This is a genomic window from Sinosporangium siamense, assembly GCF_016863435.1.
In the GTDB taxonomy this organism is placed as follows: Bacteria; Actinomycetota; Actinomycetes; order Streptosporangiales; family Streptosporangiaceae; genus Sinosporangium; species Sinosporangium siamense.
In genome coordinates this window covers 121679-139209 of record NZ_BOOW01000036.1, presented here as the reverse complement: position 1 = coordinate 139209, position 17531 = coordinate 121679, and the positions used below count along the sequence as shown (strand labels likewise).

General features: G+C 66.4%; 18 protein-coding genes. 12 read left to right on the top strand and 6 right to left on the bottom strand.

The window, feature by feature from the left end; genetic code table 11:
* Positions 1-162 precede the first annotated feature (162 nt).
* From Ssi02_RS28070 to Ssi02_RS28045, 6 genes are all read left to right on the top strand, one after another.
* Positions 163-1515 (top strand): glycoside hydrolase family 3 N-terminal domain-containing protein, encoded by a 1353-nt coding sequence (locus Ssi02_RS28070; protein ID WP_204030585.1) that lies wholly within the window; start codon positions 163-165, stop codon positions 1513-1515.
* Positions 1451-2326 carry a sugar isomerase domain-containing protein gene (locus tag Ssi02_RS28065; protein ID WP_275410751.1) on the top strand — a complete coding sequence of 292 codons (876 nt, stop codon included), beginning with the start codon at positions 1451-1453 and terminating at the stop codon, positions 2324-2326. Before Ssi02_RS28070 ends, Ssi02_RS28065 begins: the two co-directional genes overlap by 65 nt.
* A gap of 126 nt (positions 2327-2452) precedes the next feature.
* A complete protein-coding gene (locus Ssi02_RS28060; RefSeq protein ID WP_204030583.1) occupies positions 2453-3847 on the top strand; it encodes a mannitol dehydrogenase family protein in 1395 nt (464 codons plus the stop codon).
* Between the two features lie 35 nt (positions 3848-3882).
* The gene (gene manD / locus Ssi02_RS28055) at positions 3883-5121 is read left to right on the top strand and encodes a D-mannonate dehydratase ManD (RefSeq protein WP_204030582.1); all 1239 of its coding nucleotides are present in this window, start codon (positions 3883-3885) and stop codon (positions 5119-5121) included.
* Positions 5118-5639: a gluconokinase gene (locus Ssi02_RS28050; RefSeq protein ID WP_239129867.1), complete on the top strand. Its 522-nt coding sequence runs from the start codon at positions 5118-5120 to the stop codon at positions 5637-5639. Before manD ends, Ssi02_RS28050 begins: the two co-directional genes overlap by 4 nt.
* Before the next feature lie 148 nt (positions 5640-5787).
* The gene (locus Ssi02_RS28045; protein WP_204030581.1) at positions 5788-6201 is read left to right on the top strand and encodes a hypothetical protein; all 414 of its coding nucleotides are present in this window, start codon (positions 5788-5790) and stop codon (positions 6199-6201) included.
* A 284-nt stretch (positions 6202-6485) separates the two neighbouring features.
* Here Ssi02_RS28045 and Ssi02_RS28040 read toward each other — a convergent pair whose 3' ends face one another.
* The 4 genes from Ssi02_RS28040 to Ssi02_RS38930 form a co-directional block, all read right to left on the bottom strand.
* Positions 6486-8183 (bottom strand): dihydroxyacetone kinase subunit DhaK, encoded by a 1698-nt coding sequence (locus tag Ssi02_RS28040; RefSeq protein ID WP_204030580.1) that lies wholly within the window; start codon positions 8181-8183, stop codon positions 6486-6488.
* 55 nt (positions 8184-8238) lie between these two features.
* The gene (locus tag Ssi02_RS28035) at positions 8239-9213 is read right to left on the bottom strand and encodes an aldo/keto reductase (RefSeq protein WP_204030579.1); all 975 of its coding nucleotides are present in this window, start codon (positions 9211-9213) and stop codon (positions 8239-8241) included.
* Between the two features lie 260 nt (positions 9214-9473).
* Positions 9474-9680: a dihydroxyacetone kinase subunit DhaK gene (locus Ssi02_RS38935; RefSeq protein ID WP_373870210.1), complete on the bottom strand. Its 207-nt coding sequence runs from the start codon at positions 9678-9680 to the stop codon at positions 9474-9476.
* A 296-nt stretch (positions 9681-9976) separates the two neighbouring features.
* On the bottom strand, positions 9977-10591 hold the full coding sequence (locus tag Ssi02_RS38930; RefSeq protein WP_275410754.1) for a CAP family protein: 615 nt from the start codon (positions 10589-10591) through the stop codon (positions 9977-9979).
* Between the two features lie 330 nt (positions 10592-10921).
* On the opposite strand from Ssi02_RS38930, the gene Ssi02_RS28020 reads away from it, so the two are divergent.
* Positions 10922-11911, top strand: coding sequence for an AraC-like ligand-binding domain-containing protein (locus Ssi02_RS28020; protein WP_204030577.1), 990 nt, complete (start codon positions 10922-10924; stop codon positions 11909-11911).
* Positions 11912-12196: 285 nt separating this feature from the next.
* The gene (locus tag Ssi02_RS28015; protein ID WP_204030576.1) at positions 12197-12625 is read left to right on the top strand and encodes a hypothetical protein; all 429 of its coding nucleotides are present in this window, start codon (positions 12197-12199) and stop codon (positions 12623-12625) included.
* Between the two features lie 115 nt (positions 12626-12740).
* Here Ssi02_RS28015 and Ssi02_RS28010 read toward each other — a convergent pair whose 3' ends face one another.
* Positions 12741-12914 (bottom strand): hypothetical protein, encoded by a 174-nt coding sequence (locus tag Ssi02_RS28010; RefSeq protein WP_204030575.1) that lies wholly within the window; start codon positions 12912-12914, stop codon positions 12741-12743.
* Between the two features lie 29 nt (positions 12915-12943).
* Between Ssi02_RS28010 and Ssi02_RS28005 the strand changes: the two genes are divergently transcribed.
* Entirely contained in the window at positions 12944-14362 is a 1419-nt protein-coding gene (locus Ssi02_RS28005; protein ID WP_204030574.1) for a serine hydrolase, read from the top strand.
* A gap of 91 nt (positions 14363-14453) precedes the next feature.
* On the opposite strand, the gene Ssi02_RS28000 is transcribed toward Ssi02_RS28005, so the two are convergent.
* The gene (locus Ssi02_RS28000; protein WP_204030573.1) at positions 14454-15041 is read right to left on the bottom strand and encodes a hypothetical protein; all 588 of its coding nucleotides are present in this window, start codon (positions 15039-15041) and stop codon (positions 14454-14456) included.
* A 390-nt stretch (positions 15042-15431) separates the two neighbouring features.
* Between Ssi02_RS28000 and Ssi02_RS27995 the strand changes: the two genes are divergently transcribed.
* The 3 genes from Ssi02_RS27995 (at position 15432) to Ssi02_RS27985 (ending at position 17444) form a co-directional block, all read left to right on the top strand.
* A complete protein-coding gene (locus tag Ssi02_RS27995; RefSeq protein ID WP_204030572.1) occupies positions 15432-16001 on the top strand; it encodes a papain-like cysteine protease family protein in 570 nt (189 codons plus the stop codon).
* A gap of 10 nt (positions 16002-16011) precedes the next feature.
* Positions 16012-16824: a hypothetical protein gene (locus Ssi02_RS27990; RefSeq protein WP_204030571.1), complete on the top strand. Its 813-nt coding sequence runs from the start codon at positions 16012-16014 to the stop codon at positions 16822-16824.
* Positions 16825-16919: 95 nt separating this feature from the next.
* Positions 16920-17444: an NUDIX hydrolase gene (locus tag Ssi02_RS27985; protein ID WP_204030570.1), complete on the top strand. Its 525-nt coding sequence runs from the start codon at positions 16920-16922 to the stop codon at positions 17442-17444.
* The last annotated feature ends 87 nt before the right edge of the window (positions 17445-17531 follow it).

Sequence of the window (17531 nt, the reverse complement as noted above, 5' to 3'; positions counted from 1 at the left end):
CCAGTTTCTGCTGTCGACGACTCGACCGGCCTTCTCGACCTCGATCGGCGTATCGCCGCATGTCTCCTGGTCTTGCCAGGTGTCGGCCCGGATGGGCTGCCGGATGAGGCGACGAGAGCAGCGATCCGAGCCGGGGTCGGTGTCCTGCACAGTGTCGTGGACATGTCCGCCTCCGCGGCCGCCCGCTACCACGCGGCCGTGCGAGCCGAGGCCGCCGCCGCCGGCGTGCGCGCCCCCCTGATCTCCGGCAATCTCGAATCCGGTATCGGCTATAGCCTCGGGCGAATAGGCACGGAGCTTCCCTACCCCGCGGGCATCGGGCTGACAGGTGACGTCGATGTGGCGTACCGGACGGCGCTCCAGGCCGCCCGGGAGGCGCGTGCCGTGGGCTACGACTGGACATTCAGTCCGACGGTCGATGTACGCACGACGGAGAGTGATCCAATCCTCGGGGTCCGTGCGTTCGGCGTCGACTCGGCGAAGACATCAGAACTCGGGAGCGCACAGGTTCGCGGCTTCCGCGACGGAGGCATCATCTCCTGCGCGAAACACTTCCCAGGACACGGCGACAGTGTGATCGACAGCCATCTCGGGCTTCCGGTGATCGACCGGACGCGCGGTGAACTCGATGAGATCCACGTTCCTCCGTTCGGCGACGCGATCGCCGCCGGCGTCGAGAGCATCATGGTGGGTCACGTGGTCCTGCCGGCCCTCGGGGTGGACGAGCCGGCAAGCGTGTCGGCAAAGGTCAACCGCGAATGGCTTCGTGAGCGTCTGCAGTTCGACGGTGTCATCATCACCGATTCACTGAGGATGGCCGCCATCAGTGACCGCTGGTCGCCGGAGGAGGCGGCGGTGCTCGCGTTGGCCGCCGGCGCCGACGTTGTCAACGCCAAGTGCGAGGCGGATCTCCTGCCCAGTCTGGTCGCGGCCGTCCGTGCGGCCGTCGATGACGGCCGGCTCTCCATCGCCGAGATCGACCGGTCGGTCGAGCGGCTCACGGGCCTTCGCCGCACCATCGCCGGCCACGGGGAGCCCGCCCTCGACCCCAAAGCGCTCGACTTGCCATCGCGATGGGACGATCCGAGCCGCGCCTTCACCGTCGACGCCGCCGGTGCCGTCGCGTCGACGCGCGACCTCGTGGTGATCGGGGAGAGTGTCCTCGCGAAGAGAATCGCGGATGCCGCGTCCGCGCGAGGAATCGCGGTCACCCTCGCGGCACGCACCGCCTCCGCCGAGGCAGTCCGCGAACTGCGTCGTGAGGGCGAGACGGTGCTGCTCCCTGTCGTCGTGCCCGAGACGTCCGTGTCGGCGAGGGATCACGCGACGATCGCCGAGATCGTCGCCGAGTCGGAGGCGGGAGGTGTGGTCGCCCTTGTCGTCAACGGGATGATGCGTGCTGTGACCATCGCCAACGAGCGGGTCGGCGTTATCGTCGCGCCCGCGGTCGATGCGTTCGGTATCTGCAGCGAGGCCGCGGTCGACGCGATCCTCGATCGCGTTTCGGCCGCGTGAGCACCGAATCGTGACAGGCAGCACATTATCGGCGGGATACGAGCTCGATCACGACGCGGATTCACCGGGCCTCGGTGCGGTCCTCGCCTCGAGCGTCACGGCGTTGCATCACGAGATCATCCGCACGAACCGAGAGCCGGTCTCGCGAGCGGCTCGCGCGATCGCGGACCGAGTCGGATGCGGCCGGCTCGTGCACGTGGCCGGCCCGGGCGGGCATTCCCACCTCGCAGTCCTCGACGTCTTCTATCGCCCGGGAATGCTCGCGGCGGTCTCGCCGATCGTGGATCAAGACACCCTCCTCACGCAGGGGGCGGCCCGCTCCACGACGAACGAGCGTACGCCAGGGCGAGCCGCACGACTCCTCGACGAGCACGGCGTCGGCGACGGCGACATCGTGCTCATCGTCAACGCGTTCGGAGTGAACGCCACGGTTATCGAAATGGGGCTCGGCGCCCGGCAACGAGGGGCACTCGTGGTCGGATACTCATCACTGCAGTGCGAGGCTGCCATTCCGGATGGCCATCCTTCACGATTCCTCGGGGACACTGCTCTCTCCAACGTCTCGGACATACACGTCGACACCCGCGTACCCCCTGGGGACGTATCGTCGATCGGCGACGCCGGCCTCACAGTGCCGCTTGCGACCGCCGCCAACTCCTTCGCGCTGGCCTGGACGCTCCTCGATGCGACGAGCCTCCTGACTTCGGATATCTCGTCGGCGGAAAGCTGGGCTTCGAGCAACGCGCCCGGCGGAGACCGGGTGAATCGCGATCTTCTCGACCGCTACGAAGCTCGCGTTCGCGCCCTGTGATCCGACATGACTCGAAGCGACCGTCCGGCATGGCCCCACGAAAGGGTTGACGATGAAGAGTCTGGATCAGACGATCCGGCGGGTGAGACACGCGGCGTGGTCGTGCCCGCGGCCGGAGTTCCCCTGATGAAACGGCGACCACGGCTGACCCGTGCGACGGCTGCCACGACAGAGCCGCGGCTGACCGCCCCCCGGCCCGTGCGCATCGTGCATCTTGGACTTGGAGCGTTCCATCGAGCGCACCAAGCGTGGTATACCGACGTGGTCGACGAGGCGAAGGAGTGGGGTATAGCCGCCTTCACCGGACAATCCCCTGACCGAGCGGTCGAGCTCATGGCTCAGGACGGACTGTATTCCGTCATCGAGCGGGCTGCCGACGGCGATCGGGCGCGGGTCGTCGGGAGCATCTCGGCCGCGCACGACGGCGCGGCCGCCGCGCGCTTCGCGGGCTACCTCGCTGATCCGGGTGTCGCGATCGTCACGAGCACCATCACCGAGGCAGGGTACCGAATCTCCCCCGACGGACAACCGATCGCCGCCCCGGAGGTCGACGCCGATCTCGATGCGCTGCGGCGATGGAGAGCGGACACGGAGCCGCCGACCGTCGTGACGGCGCCAGGGCGTCTGCTACTCGGACTGCAGGCCCGCCGCCGGGCCGAAGGAGGTCCGATCGCGGTCGTCCCCTGCGATAACGTGCCGGACAACGGCCGTATGGTGCGATCTGGCCTGCTCCAGCTGGCGGACCGCATTGACCCGCTGCTTGCCGCCTGGATCGATCGAGAGGCCGCCTTCGTCTCGACTGTCGTCGACCGGATCACTCCGGCCACGACGCCCGCCGATGTCGTTGCGGGGTCGCGGCTGACAGGGTTCGACGATCGTTCGCCGGTGGTGACCGAGCCGTTCCACGACTGGGTGCTCGCGGGTGAGTTCCCGAACGGCAGACCGGCGTGGGAGCTGGCGGGCGCCACCTTCGTGTCCGACACGGAGCCGTTCGAGCGGCGCAAGCTCGGCATGCTGAACGGAGCGCACACGATTCTCGCCGCGACGGGGCTCGTGCGCGGCCACACGACCGTGGCAGAGGCGATCGCGGACCCGAAGCCTCGCGAGCTCGTCGAGCGCTTCTGGGACGAGGCGGCGCGCTCACTACCCGCCGAGGTCGACCCTGACGGGTATCGCGCGCAGTTGATCCAGCGGTTCGCCAACGCGCGTATCCGGCACCGTCTCGAGCAAATAGCGGCCGACTCGACCCTCAAGGTGCGATTGCGGATCCTCCCAATCCTTGAGGCAGAGCTCGCCGCCGGACGGCCCGCCGACACGTCGATCGCGGCGGTCGCCGCCTGGCTCCGTCTCGCCGAACGCCGCCCGGACCTACCCGACCCGGCCGCCGCCGCGCTCCGTGAAGCGCCACCCGGAACGCATGGCGACCGAGTCCGGCTGGCCGCTGTCGACGAGCGCCTCGTGGAGGACCACGCACTCTCGGCACAGATCATCGCCGCGGCAAGTGCCGCGACCGACCTCTGACGATGCCGGCACGCCGGCAGGAAAAAGGAACCTACATGAGAATCGAACGTGCCGAAGTCATCGTCACGAGTCCCGACCGGAACTTCGTGACCCTCAAGCTCACGACCGACGACGGCCTGACCGGACTCGGCGATGCCACCTTGAACGGCCGCGAGCAGGCGGTCGTCGCCTATCTTGCGGAGCACGTCGTCCCCTTGCTCCTCGGTCGGGACGCGCACCGTATCGAGGACACCTGGCAGTTCCTGTACCGCAGCGCCTACTGGCGCCGGGGCCCGGTGACCATGGCGGCGATCGCGTCCGTCGACATGGCCCTCTGGGACCTCAAAGGCAAAGCGGCCGGGCTTCCGGTGTACCAACTCTTGGGCGGCGCGAGCCGTACCGGGCTCCTCGCGTACGGCCACGCGAGTGGGCGTGACGAGCAGGAGCTTTTCGACAGCGTCCGCTCGCATCAGGAACAGGGATATCGCGCCATCCGTATTCAAGCCGCGGTCCCCGGACTCAAGTCGATCTACGGAATCGCGTCGAACGCGACGTATGACGGGAACACTGGCGTTCGATACGATCACGAGCCGGCTCAGCGCGGCGGACTACCCAACGAGGAGGACTGGGACACCCGATCCTACCTGCGGCATATCCCCACGGTCTTCGAAGCAGTCCGCAACGAATTCGGTCCCGAGCTTCCGCTGCTTCATGATGGCCACCACCGGATGACGCCGATCCAGGCGGCACAACTCGGCAAGTCGCTCGAGCCGTACGGCCTGTTCTGGCTAGAGGACTGCACACCGGCGGAGAACCAGGAGGCGCTGAGACTGGTGCGTCAGCACACGACCACGCCCTTGGCGATCGGCGAGATCTTCAACACCGTGTGGGACTACCAGCAGATCGTCCGCGAGCAGTTGGTCGACTACGTTCGCAGTGCCGTGACGCATACCGGCGGCATCACCCATTTGAAGAAGGTGCTCGACTATGCGTCGCAGTATCAGATCAAGTCGGGCATGCACGGGCCAACCGATATTTCCCCCGTGGGAATGGCGGCCGCGATGCACCTCGGACTGGCGATCCACAACTTCGGCATCCAGGAGTATATGAGGCATGGCGAGAAGACCGATGCCGTCTTCCAGCAGAGCTATACCTGGCAGAACGGCCTGCTACACCCCGGCGACCAGCCCGGTCTGGGCGTTGAGCTCGATACCGACGAGGCGGGGAAGTACCCCTATGTGCGGGCCTACCTGCCCTACAACCGACTCGCTGACGGAACCGTCCACGACTGGTGACCGTGAAATCTGAGCATGGCGCCATCGCGGGCGCATCGCGGATCGTGGTGATGGGTGTCTCGGGTTCAGGGAAGTCCACCGTCGGCCAGGCACTTGCAGCCGCACTCGGCATGCCGTTCATCGACGGCGACGACCTGCATCCGGCATCGAACGTCGTAAAGATGCGCTCGGGGATCCCGCTCGAGGACGAGGACCGGTGGGCGTGGCTGGACGAGGTCGGCCGCGCGCTCGACAGTCGCCCGGCGGCAGTCGTCGCCTGCTCCGCCCTCGCCCGTCGCTATCGCGACCGGATCCGCGTGATCGCGCCCGACGTGATATTCGTCCACCTCGACGGCCCGCGAGCAATCCTTGAGTCCCGCCTGAACGCGCGCCGGAACCACTTCATGCCTGCCGCACTTCTCAACTCCCAGCTCGCGATTCTCGAGCCGCTCGAACTCGACGAAGCCGGCATCGTCGCCGATATCGACTCGGAGCCCGACGAGCTCGTGCGGCAAATCCTCGGGAAAATCAGACCATGACGTGACCCTCTGATCACCGAAGCCCGGGGCGAGGGGGCCGGTGCCGCCGCTGAAACCTCCGGGCTTGAGCCGGCGTCCATTAGCAAGCTCGCCGGCTCTGTTGTTCGCTCTAGCAGCCCCGTTGCTGTACGCCGCAGTGAATCTCATCATGTTCCAGATCGCCGCCGCCCACCCAGCGGGGCTTTCCTGGTACGGAGATCCCTGGACTGCTGTGACGCTGGACCAACTGGACAGAGCTATCGCTCACGCGTGCGCGGGAACGTTCGTCTACACCCTTATCCTCGGCGTCGAGGCGCTCTTTCTCGCTGTGCTCGACCGTCCTAGCCGCCGATCCACCGTGAATACAATCCTGGCGTGCCTGGTCGGCGTGATGTACTTGCTGACTCTTGCCGTGGCCATAGCAGTCAATCCCACAACTTCGCCTTGGCGAATCAACGACGAGTACGATGTCGCGATGCCTGGCCCTGATTGGTACATGCCCGCGCTGATAAGCATCGGTATCGCAGCTTTTATTGGGCTGACCACCTGGCTGTTCGGTAGAGCCAGGGGCAAGGACTGGTGAGAATGCTGACCTTTGGGGGTAGATGTTTGGGTTGGTGTGCCCCAACCGCTCCTGAACAACCTTGACCGGCATGCCTTGGGGGCGAGTGTCGCCCACGTGTGACGGAGATCAGGCAGCCTCCCGTCGGGAAGCCGGCGCCTGGCGGTGCTGGAAAATCCGTTGCCTGGGCACCTTTCCGCCTGACGGGCCTGAGGGCGCCGTCGCATCCTCAGGCCCGTTCAGGGCGCGGGTCTGTGGCCGGGAAGGCTGTGCCGTACCTCGGCGGTGATCGGCGCCGGGCCGGATCAGCGCGAGGTGATGTGCTGGGGGTCGGGCAGGCGCGCGGCGGTCGCCGGTTCGTAGATGTCGGCGATCGCGGTGAACAGTAGCGCCACGCCGAAGGCCCCCGGGTCGGGGACGCCGATGGCGCGCTCGCCCACGTAGCTGGCGCGGCCACGCCGGGGGGTGAGGGAGGCGGTGTTCAGGGCACCCTGGATGGCGGCCTCGGCGGCGGCGGTGAAGGGGCTGTCGGTGGCCGCGGCCAAGGCGTCGATGGCGGGAGCGAGTGCGTCCACGAGGGTGCAGTCGCCAACCTCGGCTCCGCCGGCTCGGTGGATGGCGGCGAGGCTGGACCGCGCCGCTTCGGCGACGGCCGGCGCATCGGGGGCCTGGTCGTCGGGCCAGGACACGGTGGCCAGATGCTGGAAGAGGAGCCCGAAGAGCGGGCCGCTGGTGCCGCCGACATCGTTGAGAAACGCCTTGGCCAGGGCAGCCATGCCGTCGGTCCCCGATTCGTTCAGCTTGACCGCCCGGCGCACGCCGCCGAGAAGGTTGTCGCCGAAGTCGCCGTCGCCGACGAGCTGGTCGAGGGTGGTGAGGTTGTCACGGACCTGGGAGACGATCATCGAATAACGGTCGAGAACGGCTCGGCCTGCCGGGGCCTCGCTCACGTGTGCTTCGGTAGGGGCCGGTTCGGTGACGATGGTCGCCGCGGTGTCCGGGGTCAGGGTGAGGGAGGGAAGCTGAAGCGGTGTGCCGGTGGGTCCCGTCCACAGGTCTTCCCACTCCGCCTTCATATGGGTGAGGGTGATGGAGAAGCCTGCCATGTCCAGCGCCGCGGTGAACGTGCCGGGCACGATGGCCAGGGGCTGGATGCCGCGGGCCGTCAGCAGGTCGTACAGGATCGAGCCGATGGCGTGCAGTTCCAGGCTGGTCGTCGCACCGAGTCCGTTGACGACGACCAATACCTTGTCCTGCCTCGCGGGCAGGGCTCCGAGTAGATCGTCGGTCATCTGCCGGACGAGCTCCTCGACGGGGCGGTGGTCGATGGTGCGTGTCCCGCGCTCGCCGTGGATTCCGACACCGTAGTCGAGCGTGCCGGGGCTCAGCTCGAAGGCCGGCGCCGCGGTCGAGGGTGAGGTCTGGGCTCGGGCCGCGACAGCGAGACTGCGGGAGCGCGCGACGATTTCCACGCCCAGTCTGACGAGTTCCACAAGTTTGGCGCCCTGGTCGGCGAAGGCTCCAAGCAGCTTCTCCAGGACCACGGTTGCGGCGGTGCCTCGGCGGCCGGTCGCGGCGTCCTTCTTGTCGGTGGCCAGGTCGTCGTCGACAAGGACAGTGGCTACGGGAATGCCGTCGTGGCGAAGGCGTTCCGCCGCGATCTGAAAGTTGATCACATCGCCGGTGTAGTTCTTGATGATGAGCAAGACGCCGTCGCTCTTCGCGGCGGCCACGCTGGCCTCGTAGATCTGCCGGTTGTGCGGAGACGCGAACACCTCACCGGGACAGACGGCGTCGAGGCCGCCGGGGCCGAGCAGGCCGGTGTGCAGCGGCTCGTGGCCGGAGCCGCCTCCTGCGACCAACGCGACAGTGCGGCTGGGGTTGCTGGTGCGAGCCCGCAGGTACAGAGGGCTAGTGTTCACTTCGATCAGGCCGGGGTGGGCCAGGGCGAGACCGCGTGCGGCACGCAGGACCGCGTCGGCCTGCGGAAGGAAATACGTCATCGGGAAGCTCCAGGTCGATGGGCGTTGAGGTCAAGTGAGGCGCCTGCCGTACGGCTCACGCCCAGGCCAGCCGTGATCGCTGCGCCCAGTAGGCTTCGGCGGGCTGAGCCAGCTCGGTGAGCCGCTCCAGCTGGGCGGAACTGAGATGAACGTGTGTCGCCGCGATGTTGCTAGTGAGCTGATCAACCGTGGCGGCTCCGGAGAGCACGACGTCGGCCCAGGGCTGCGCGAGGACGGCCGCGAGGGCGACGGCATCGCACGAGGCACCTGTTTCCTGGGCGATCTCCCGCAGAGCGCCCATCTCGGCGGCGACGACGTGAGGACCGGCCAGGCGGCCGTTGGCCAGGGCCTCCTTGACGATCACCGCACAGCCGGCGTCGTGTGCCTCGGCGAGAGCGCCGCCTGCCGAGCGCTCCAGCAGGTTGTAGGTGGTCTGGACACTGCCGAACACCGGCCTTCCGCTCACCGTGACGGACAGCGCCGCGCGGATGGTGTCCGCCTGGCGGGGACCGCTGGTGGACAGGCCGACGGTGACTCCTTCTTCCGTCAGCTGTGCCAAACGCTCATGCAGGGCGGTGTCGCTCAATGCGGGGCTGTCCGGGGTTACGGAGTGAACCTGATACAGATTGAGCCGGTCCCCGAGCAGGGCGCGGGTCTCGGCGACTTGACGGTCATACGCGTCAATGCTGTGGTCTTTGACCTCGTGGACATCGGCCTGTGTGCGCCAGTCGGCGGTGTAGGTGTAGCCCCACTTGCTGCTCACCACGACGTCTTTGGCGTCGGGACGGGATTCCAGCCACTCGGCGAGATACGTTTCGGCCAGACCGTAAGAGCGGGCGGCGTCGAGGTAGCGCACCCCTTGGGCATAGGCCGCGTCCATCAGGGCGAAGGCCCGCTCCTTAAGAGCTTCGGCCGAGCGTACGGCAGGCAGATCCGTGTCCCGGCCCAGGGTGATGTACCCGGGCCGACCGACGGCGGCCAGCCCCAGACCGATACGGAGGGGCGAGGCCGCCCGGAGTGTCAGACTCATGCGAGAAAACCCTCTTGGCAGTTCTTACGACATTGGACCCGCAGTAGGCGCCGGGCAAGGTCAGGGCAACGAGGCCATACACCGATCCCGCACGAGTTGCCAGACATCCAACGCCGTTTCACGGCTAAGGGCTTTGCCGGTCGGCTCGCTGCGCATAGGGGAGTCCTCCATTCATCGGATCGGTGTATGTCGGAACGGGGTGCGGTTCACACGGCCGGTCCCCAAGCCGTGCCTCGTGCCTTGCCCCGCCCCGACCCGGTTCAGACTCCCCAGCGCAGGGCCGGCGTGTTCACGGGCGCGTCCCACAGAGACAGCATGTCGGTATCCGCCCTGCACACCGTGATGGAGACACCCGTCATGTCCAAACTGGTCACATAGTTGCCCACCAGGCTGCGGGCGATAGTCACATTCTTCGCGGCGAGCACGCCTGCCACCTCGTTGAACACCACGTACAACTCGATGACCACGAGGGTGGGTGACCGGGTTGATATGGCAGCCGGAGATGTGGCCGATGGAATAGCCACCGAATCTGAGCGCACAGAGATTCTGTGACCACGATCCTTGACCAATCCATAGCGACAGATTTCAGCGACACACCAGGCTCAGCTGCACTACCGGAGGTCTGCTGAAAATCAGGCCGGAAACCATCGACCCCACCGCCTAAGAGCAGCGGCTTTGCCGTGGGGTCCCCATCGCCCCGCGAACGGTCGCAACACGGCATCCTCAGCCGCGCTTTCTCAGAACCCTCCCTTGGCCGAAAGTATTACCTGATAAGACGAGGAACGTTGTCCCTGAAGTGGGCGCCGTCGTTTCCGAGGAGGTTGCCGGGTGGGTTGTAGAGGCACACGATGTACGTCCCGGATCGGCCGGATGTTTGGCCGATGGCTTGGGCGCAGCCCAGTTGGGTTGAGGACTTCCACACCACCTGTGTGAACCAGCCTGTGTCGAAGGAGAAGCCGGGACGGTTGAAGTCGTAGTGGCTGATCCCCTGGTACCAGGCTCTCACGGCGTCTGCGCATGAGGCCACCGTGTCGGAGTTGGTGGTCATGAAGACGAACAGATTCTCCCCGCGGGCGTGCTTATAAGGTGAGGAGTGGTCGATCGATCCCTTTTGGGCGTAATAGGTGGCGGATTTCTTGGCCGCTTCGAGGCCCGCCGGCTCGGTCCGCATTGCGGGTACTCCGTGCCGTGCGCGATAGGTGTTGTGCGCCTTGAGGCAGTCCTGCTGGAAGGCGTCAGCTGCGAGGAGTCGTGACGCGGATTCAGCGGGGGTGGCTACGGCACTCTCAGGCCGAGAGGCGACGGCTTCCCGCAGCAACGGTTGCGGTGCGCGAGCCTGGGTCTGTGTCGACGCCGAGACTGGGGGTGTGGTGCCCATTAAGGGAGCGCCGAGGGTGAGCAGTGCCAACGCGGCCGGCGCTGCGCGTGGGGGAAGGGGCATGAAGGGACTCCGATTCAAGCACGTCGCGCTACGTGATCCGCTAGACGCGGACGGTAGTCGAGCGTGATCGGGTGGTCACAGTGGCCGATCGGTGACATGCACGTCACGAGGCTTGCCCAAGACCCCACGGTCGCCGGCCACCGCCATGCCGGTCTCGAACGCCCCGGCCAATCACTGGCCCAACCGGAGGCGATCTCCAGAGGGCAGAATTCCCATCGGGCCGATCGAGGCCCGAAGCAGTTTCCCCAATCTGGCAGGAGAATTGTCGTGTGGTCACGGGGTTCCACAGACGAGGTCGAGGCCGGAGAGCGAGAAGAGTGGTACCGCGAAAACTTGTCTCGCTCCCTGGCTCCTCACGAGGTCACGATCACCGATTCCAAGGTGTTCCATGTCCGGTTCAGAGGGTTGAGTCTCGGCCAGATCGAACTGTCGCAGCAGATCGAGGCCGGGCACCGAGACCGGCGCACCCCGCAGTTGATCCGGCAGAGCGATCCGGAACACTACCTCCTGGGGCTGATCAAGCGCGGTCACATTGGCTTTTCCCGGAACCGCACCGATGTTCGCATGGAGACCGGGGACGTGGTCCTCTGGGACACATCCCACCCCTACGTCGCTGCACCGCTCGACAGTGAAGGCACCGTGGTGACGGTGCTGAGCATCCCCCGCGCGATGTTCAGCCTGCCCGCCAACGGGCTGGACGCGGCGCTGGGCAGCCGGTTCACCACTCGGCGCGGTCTAGGTGCTCTGTATCGCCAGTTTCTCACCGCGCTCGAAACCAATGGCGCCGAATGCTCGCCGGAAGACCTGCGCTCGCTGGAGCAGACAGCGCTGAGTCTCGCCTCCGGACTGCTCGCCCAACAGCTCAATGTCGGTCTTCCACCTGAAACGCGGCAGCAGGTGATGCTGCGGCGTATCGACGCCTTCATCGACCACCACCTCGCCGATCCTCAACTGTCCCCCCGTTCCATCGCCGCCCGCCACAACATCTCGCTGCGTGGGCTCTATGCTCTTTTCGACGGCCGGGACGAGAGCGTGGCCTCGTCGGTACGGCGACGCCGCCTCGAACGCTGCCGCACCGATCTGGCCGATCCCGGCCTGCGTGGGCTGCCGATTCACGCCATCGCCGCGCGCTGGGGCTTCGCCAGCCCGTCGACTTTCGCGCATGCGTTCCGCCAGGCCTTCGGGACCACTCCCGTCGCTTACCGCAGCTCCATGCGGATGTCGTCCGGCCCGATCGACCAGCCTCCCGCCGGGTGACTCCCCTTCCCCTCTCCCCGGCTCCGGCGGCGAGCCCGGCCACCTCCTGTTCTCGACGGATTTCTCTATGGATTCCTCGATGGATTCCTCGATGGATTCCTCGATGGATTCCTCGAGTGAACAGCCGGCGGAGGCACCGCTTGAAAGGCGTGCAGGTTTACGCTCCGATTCGTGCACGGCTCTCCCCGCACGCGGACCGACCTGGTTGGTTGGACGGGCTGTCTCGTCGGTCACGGTGAGTTCTGGCCCGGGCCGAACGGACACCCGCATCTGAGAAGGGGAAACATGAGAAAGTCGCTACGTGCCGCACTCGTTTTGTCCGCGCTCGCCGGCGTGTTGACGGCCACCGCGCCCGCGTCCGCGTCCGCGGTGAACGCCGGCGAACAGTTCCATGTGTGCTACAAGAATTCTGACTGCAACATGGGATTCAGCACGGGGACAATCGCCTGGAGCCTCCCCAGCGCTCTGGTGAACATCAGCGGCAGCGTGGTCAACCGCAGGAACAGTGACTACTCCACCACGGTGATTTTCGAGACGTTCAATGATCTAGGTGAGAAGAGGACGTCTGACAGCCGGACTGTCAGCGACGGCGCGAAGCGCATCAACTTCTCCCCCAACGCCGGCCACATTTGGCGAATCAAGATCACCGTGTGTCAGAACTTCCCCGGGGTGGGACAGCGATGCGGAACCCCGGAGAACTACTCCCGCCGCTGATCCTGTAAGGCGAACACCTAGCCGCCCCGGGCCCGTCACGAAGGCGCGCGTCGCTGTTGCCATAAGCGAGAAGCGCAACACCACGCCGGCAGGAGTCACGCGGCGCGCAGATAGGCTACCGCGGCGGCGATGCGCGTCGGCCGGCCTCCCTGATATCGGGCGCCCACCAGCAGTTCTTTACTCGGCTCAGCCCATAGGGGTTCCCGCCGGCCGCATGGAAGACGTCGTAGTCCACATAACCGGTGGGCACGATGATCGAGCCCCAGCGATAGGCGACGTTCCGGCGCATGAGCAAGATCGGCGACTTAAGATCCTCAGATGTCCTTTATCCAGAAGAGCCGCGCCGCCGCCGCGGGGGCCGCCGCCGGCATCCTCTTCCTGGGCCTGGCGACGGTGCCAGCGCAGGCCGAAGCCGAGGGTCAGACCAACCACATCACCCGTTTCCTCCAGCGGGCCATGAACGACGCGCGTTTCCAGGAGGTGCTCGATCTCGCGCCGCCCGGCTCAACTCAGGCCATGCGGCTCGCGGACGTCGAAGAGAAAATGGCCAGGACGCCTTCGGAGTACTCCCGGCTGTTCACCGCGGCCGATCCCCAGCCGATCACGCAGCAGCCGCAACTCGACGTGACCGTGCTGGAACTCGATAAGCACGGCAACCCGCTGGCGTCCGGCACCGTATTGATGAGTCCGCAGCATCCGGACGGCGTCGCCGTGCCTGTGGACCGCAATTACCGCACGAATGCCGTCCGCTGGCGTCAGTGGGACGACAATGGCTGGTATGCCAACCAGGGCAGGGGCACGATCGACATCGTCCCCGGCCGTGAGCAGGCACCCATCGACTTCATGTCGCCCTACCCCGCCTCCGTGCTGAAGCTGATGGTCGGTTTCGGTGTCCTGCGTCTGGTGGACAAGGGCACGATCGCGCTCACCGACACCTATGACTACCGGCCGACGGAGAACAGTTCGTTGTGCCGGGGCGACACCAGCAACACGGTCGGGAATTACCTGCAGGCGTCGCTGACCACCTCCGACAACCCGGCCACTTGCGCCCTGGTCAAGCTGCTCCACGACAAGGGAGCCGTCAACGAGCTGAACCAGACCTTCCAGAGCCTCGGCCTGGAAACCCTCCAGCTCAAGAACACCAACCCCGCCACCGGCGGGCGCTGGTCCAACCCGGTCACCATGACCTCGCTGGACACCGCCAAGCTGCTCGCCCTGGTCAACGGGCTGCCCGGCAAGGCATGGAACGCGCCCGACGGCACCCCGGTGACCTCCGCCGTGCTGAGCCCGGCCTCGCGCCAGGTGTTCAAGGTGCACCTCGCGAACCAGGGTTGGAACGACATGTTGTCCACGGCCAACCGGTGCGACAGCCCGGTGCCCGGCATCCCGCACCGGGTGCCTTCGCGCTGGGTGGGCGACGACGGGACCGTCACCGTCGCCGGCAACCGGTTCGGCCGCGACGTGCGTCCCTGCGACGCCAACGCCGAGGTGAGCTTCGCCCACAAGACCGGCTGGGTCAGCAACTCGGGCGCCGACGCCGGCATCGTGAAGTCGCTGCCGGGCAAGGCGGGCAGGCACTACATCGTGGTCGCCCTCACCAACCTCGGCACGCAATACGTCGACGCGAACCGGCCGCCGGCCGAGCCCGGCCTGTTCCCTATGACCTTCACCGAGAAGCTGGCAGGTCTTGGCAAGGCCGTCGACGAATACGAGACCGACCGGTGGCGGAGGCACTAGTTCCATGACGCGCCGTTGAGCGTACGGCGAACGCCTGATGAGCGTGCGGCCCGGCCACCGGGCCGCACCCTCGCTCGACCCTCAACAGCTGTCAGTAGGTAAGGCGATCCCAGACCAGCCGCTGCCGTTCCGCCGACAGCCCTTGGTCCCTCATAGCCCGATATAACAGGTCAAAATCGAACCCACGCGCCCTCATATGGTCGAGTAGAGGTTCGTAATGATCGACCCTGTCCCGTACAAGCTCCGTGGCCAGCCGTAGTTCCAGACGAACCACAGGAACCTGGTGCGAGCCACATGTGATCCACACGCAGTGCCGCCACGGGCCGCGGCCGACGCATTCCATACCGTCGGAGTCGACCCGCCGCTCAACAGTGCTGATTTCCACCGCGACCCCGCCCACCTCGTAACGAGCGAAGTATTGCGAGGGCCCTGGGAGCCACGAGGCGGCATGAAGGCAGGGAAACGAAGAGAGCGCGGCGGCGAACCGATCCACATCCTCTCGCCGGGTCACCAGCATGTCGATATCCCCGGCGGGAAGCCGAACCCCCTGAAGAACAGCCGCGCTCGTGCCCGCCACGCGGTAAGCGAGGTCGGCATCCGCAGCTTGCATAGCAGTGAGTACGGTGTCCAGCGTCGCCGTGATGTCCGCCGCCCGAAGAAACGTTCCACCGCCGTCCATGACAAGCAGCCTACGATCACGAGGGCGCGCGACAACAGGCGTCACCGGCCACAAGCCTGAAGATTTCATGAACGAGCGGGTCGCACGCCGCCGGCTTGACGGCACCGGATAGTACGGCGCAGCCCGCAACCTGGCCGAGTGCGGAGACGCGGAAGACACCCTCGCCCCGCACATGGAATTCCACCCCGTGACCGGACTCACACGTGCCGAATGAGGAATCATCCTCTTCCACTATGGTCACAGACAGTTATCTTGCGGTCACAGTATGTAGCCGTATCGTGAGTGATGCGTAGAGCGGCCGGATCCCCGCCGACGCATAAAGCCATCGCCCCAGATGCAGGCGCGTCCGCCGGAACGACCGCCCCCAACACCCTCACTCAAGGAGCGCCCATGTTCCGACTCGCCGTGGCCCTCGCAATAGCGACGACCACCTGGATCGGCACCACAACCCCCGCCCACGCCCAGCGATACGACTGGTACAAGCTGAACTTCGTCCAGCAGGAACAGCAGAAGTCGAACTGGTGCTGGGCCGCGATCGGCAATTCCGTCGCCGCCTACCACGGCTACGGGCAGTACAGCCAGAACCAGTTCTGCAACATGGCCTTCGGCAACCAGGACATCAACCTCGCCTGTCCCAACAACCAGGCGACCCTGGCGGAGGATCAAAGAGCGTTCCGGCGCATCGGCATGCGCCAGCCCGGCTATTACTCGGCCAACTACCTGGCGTTCTCCGCCGTCGTCCGTGAGATCGACGCCCATCGGCCGATCCTGACCCGCGTGCAGTGGAAGGCGGGCGGCGGGCACATGGAAGTGATCTTCGGCTACGACCGCAGAAGCAACAGCGTGCACTGGAGCAATCCCTGGGGCCCCGACCCTCGCTACAACCTTTCGACCTACGACTTCTACGTCAACAATTCGCGCTGGTCGTGGACCCACTCCCTCGACAACGTCAGCGCCTGAAGGAGACCCCGTGAAATTCATCGCAGCGACGGCGGCGGCCGTCATCTTCCTTTTCGCTCCCGCCGCGGCCCACGCGGGGACCTCCCGTGCGGCCCATCCCACCCCGGCGGACCTGGCGGCGGCGCTGGCGGCGGCCATCGCGGCCAAGGACACGGTCGTGGCGTTCTTCACGGCCCAGGGAGCTCCTCCAGGGCAGATCCCCGTCGAGATCATCAGACGGCCCCTCGTGGTCAACGAACTCGACCCCGCCTTCGTGGCGAACCGGTCGTGGCTACCCGGCCGTTTCTCCTTCATCGCGGTAGGGGCGAAAGGACCGGGCAATCTGCTGGCGTCCCTGTGGATGTCGCGCACCGCACCGGGCACCTGGAAGTTGGGCAACATCGCCGGTGGCGACACCGAGCAGCGGTACGCGGGGCAGGGACCGCCCGGCGCAGTCTTCCGTGAGCCACAACTCGGAGCCTGGTATGTCATCCGCGGCCACAGAGTCGTGCCGCTCAACGAACAGGCCACCGCCTCGGTCGGCGCCTCCGGCGTATCCTTGGCCGAATACCGGCGGATAGTGCAGAGCCGATATGCCGACAGGCTCCCGGGCTCGGACTACGACCGTCGCGGCCAGGCGGGCGGCCACGACCAGCCCGCGAAAGCGGCCGGCAAACCGGCGGCGACGGAGTCCGAGGAACAATCAGCAGTGACGCAACCCAAAACGAAAGCACTCGCGGCGCCGATGACGGCGGAATCCGGTGCGGGACTTCTGCCCTGGGTGGCGGGAGCAGGAGTGCTGCTGGCGGCGATGGTGGCGATCCGCTTCCTCCGCGCCACCTGATCGACGAAACTCCGGCCCCGCGACCGACAGGTTTGCGAGGCCGGACCTCGTTGCCGGAACCCATTCGAAAGGCGGAACCCATTCGAAAGGATCGCATGGAGCACGACAATCGCCACTCCGTCAGCGTCGCCGGCGTCATCCTCGACGAGACGGGCCGGGCGCTCCTGATCCGGCGACGTGACAACGGTCATTGGGAGGCACCAGGAGGAATCCTCGAACGGGATGAGGACATCACCACCGGTCTACTCCGCGAAGTCTTCGAGGAGACCGGCCTTACCGTTGAGCTCGAAACGCTGACGGGCGTCTACAAGAACATGACGTGTGGAGTCGTCGCGCTGGTTTTCCGGTGCCGCGCCGTACACGGCACTCCGGCCGAGACCGATGAGACAAGGGACTTCCGATGGGTGACCGCCGACGAGGTGCTCTCCCTCACATCGGAGGCATTCGCCATCCGTGTTCTCGACGCGATGCGCGAAAACGACCGCCCGGCGATCCGGCATCACGACGGCACACACCTGATCGAGCCGGTACGGCAGAGCCGGCCAGGCGACTCTCCACGCCAGGGCGTGGAATTCAGCGGTCCGGATGCACCAGGGAAAGGGCATCGTCGTCGGCCTTGAACGTGTCCAGGCCGCCGATCCTCCTCCAGACCGGAAGACCGGAAGACCGGAGACCGGAAGACCGGCGGGCCAGGAGATGGAAAACCG

Bases quoted from the DNA above. Each gene is read 5' to 3' on its own strand.
- Ssi02_RS27985 (WP_204030570.1), top strand. From the start codon at position 16,920: ATGGAGCACGACAATCGCCACTCCGTCAGCGTCGCCGGCGTCATCCTC.
- Ssi02_RS28065 (WP_275410751.1), top strand. From the start codon at position 1,451: ATGCGTTCGGTATCTGCAGCGAGGCCGCGGTCGACGCGATCCTCGATC.
- Ssi02_RS28015 (WP_204030576.1), top strand. From the start codon at position 12,197: ATGAGAAAGTCGCTACGTGCCGCACTCGTTTTGTCCGCGCTCGCCGGC.
- Ssi02_RS38930 (WP_275410754.1), bottom strand. From the start codon at position 10,591: ATGGGCACCACACCCCCAGTCTCGGCGTCGACACAGACCCAGGCTCGC.
- Ssi02_RS28005 (WP_204030574.1), top strand. From the start codon at position 12,944: ATGTCCTTTATCCAGAAGAGCCGCGCCGCCGCCGCGGGGGCCGCCGCC.
- Ssi02_RS28035 (WP_204030579.1), bottom strand. From the start codon at position 9,213: ATGAGTCTGACACTCCGGGCGGCCTCGCCCCTCCGTATCGGTCTGGGG.
- Ssi02_RS28070 (WP_204030585.1), top strand. From the start codon at position 163: ATGTCCGCCTCCGCGGCCGCCCGCTACCACGCGGCCGTGCGAGCCGAG.
- Ssi02_RS27995 (WP_204030572.1), top strand. From the start codon at position 15,432: ATGTTCCGACTCGCCGTGGCCCTCGCAATAGCGACGACCACCTGGATC.
- Ssi02_RS28010 (WP_204030575.1), bottom strand. From the start codon at position 12,914: ATGCGCCGGAACGTCGCCTATCGCTGGGGCTCGATCATCGTGCCCACC.
- Ssi02_RS28040 (WP_204030580.1), bottom strand. From the start codon at position 8,183: ATGACGTATTTCCTTCCGCAGGCCGACGCGGTCCTGCGTGCCGCACGC.
- Ssi02_RS28045 (WP_204030581.1), top strand. From the start codon at position 5,788: ATGTTCCAGATCGCCGCCGCCCACCCAGCGGGGCTTTCCTGGTACGGA.
- Ssi02_RS28060 (WP_204030583.1), top strand. From the start codon at position 2,453: ATGAAACGGCGACCACGGCTGACCCGTGCGACGGCTGCCACGACAGAG.
- Ssi02_RS28000 (WP_204030573.1), bottom strand. From the start codon at position 15,041: ATGGACGGCGGTGGAACGTTTCTTCGGGCGGCGGACATCACGGCGACG.
- manD (WP_204030582.1), top strand. From the start codon at position 3,883: ATGAGAATCGAACGTGCCGAAGTCATCGTCACGAGTCCCGACCGGAAC.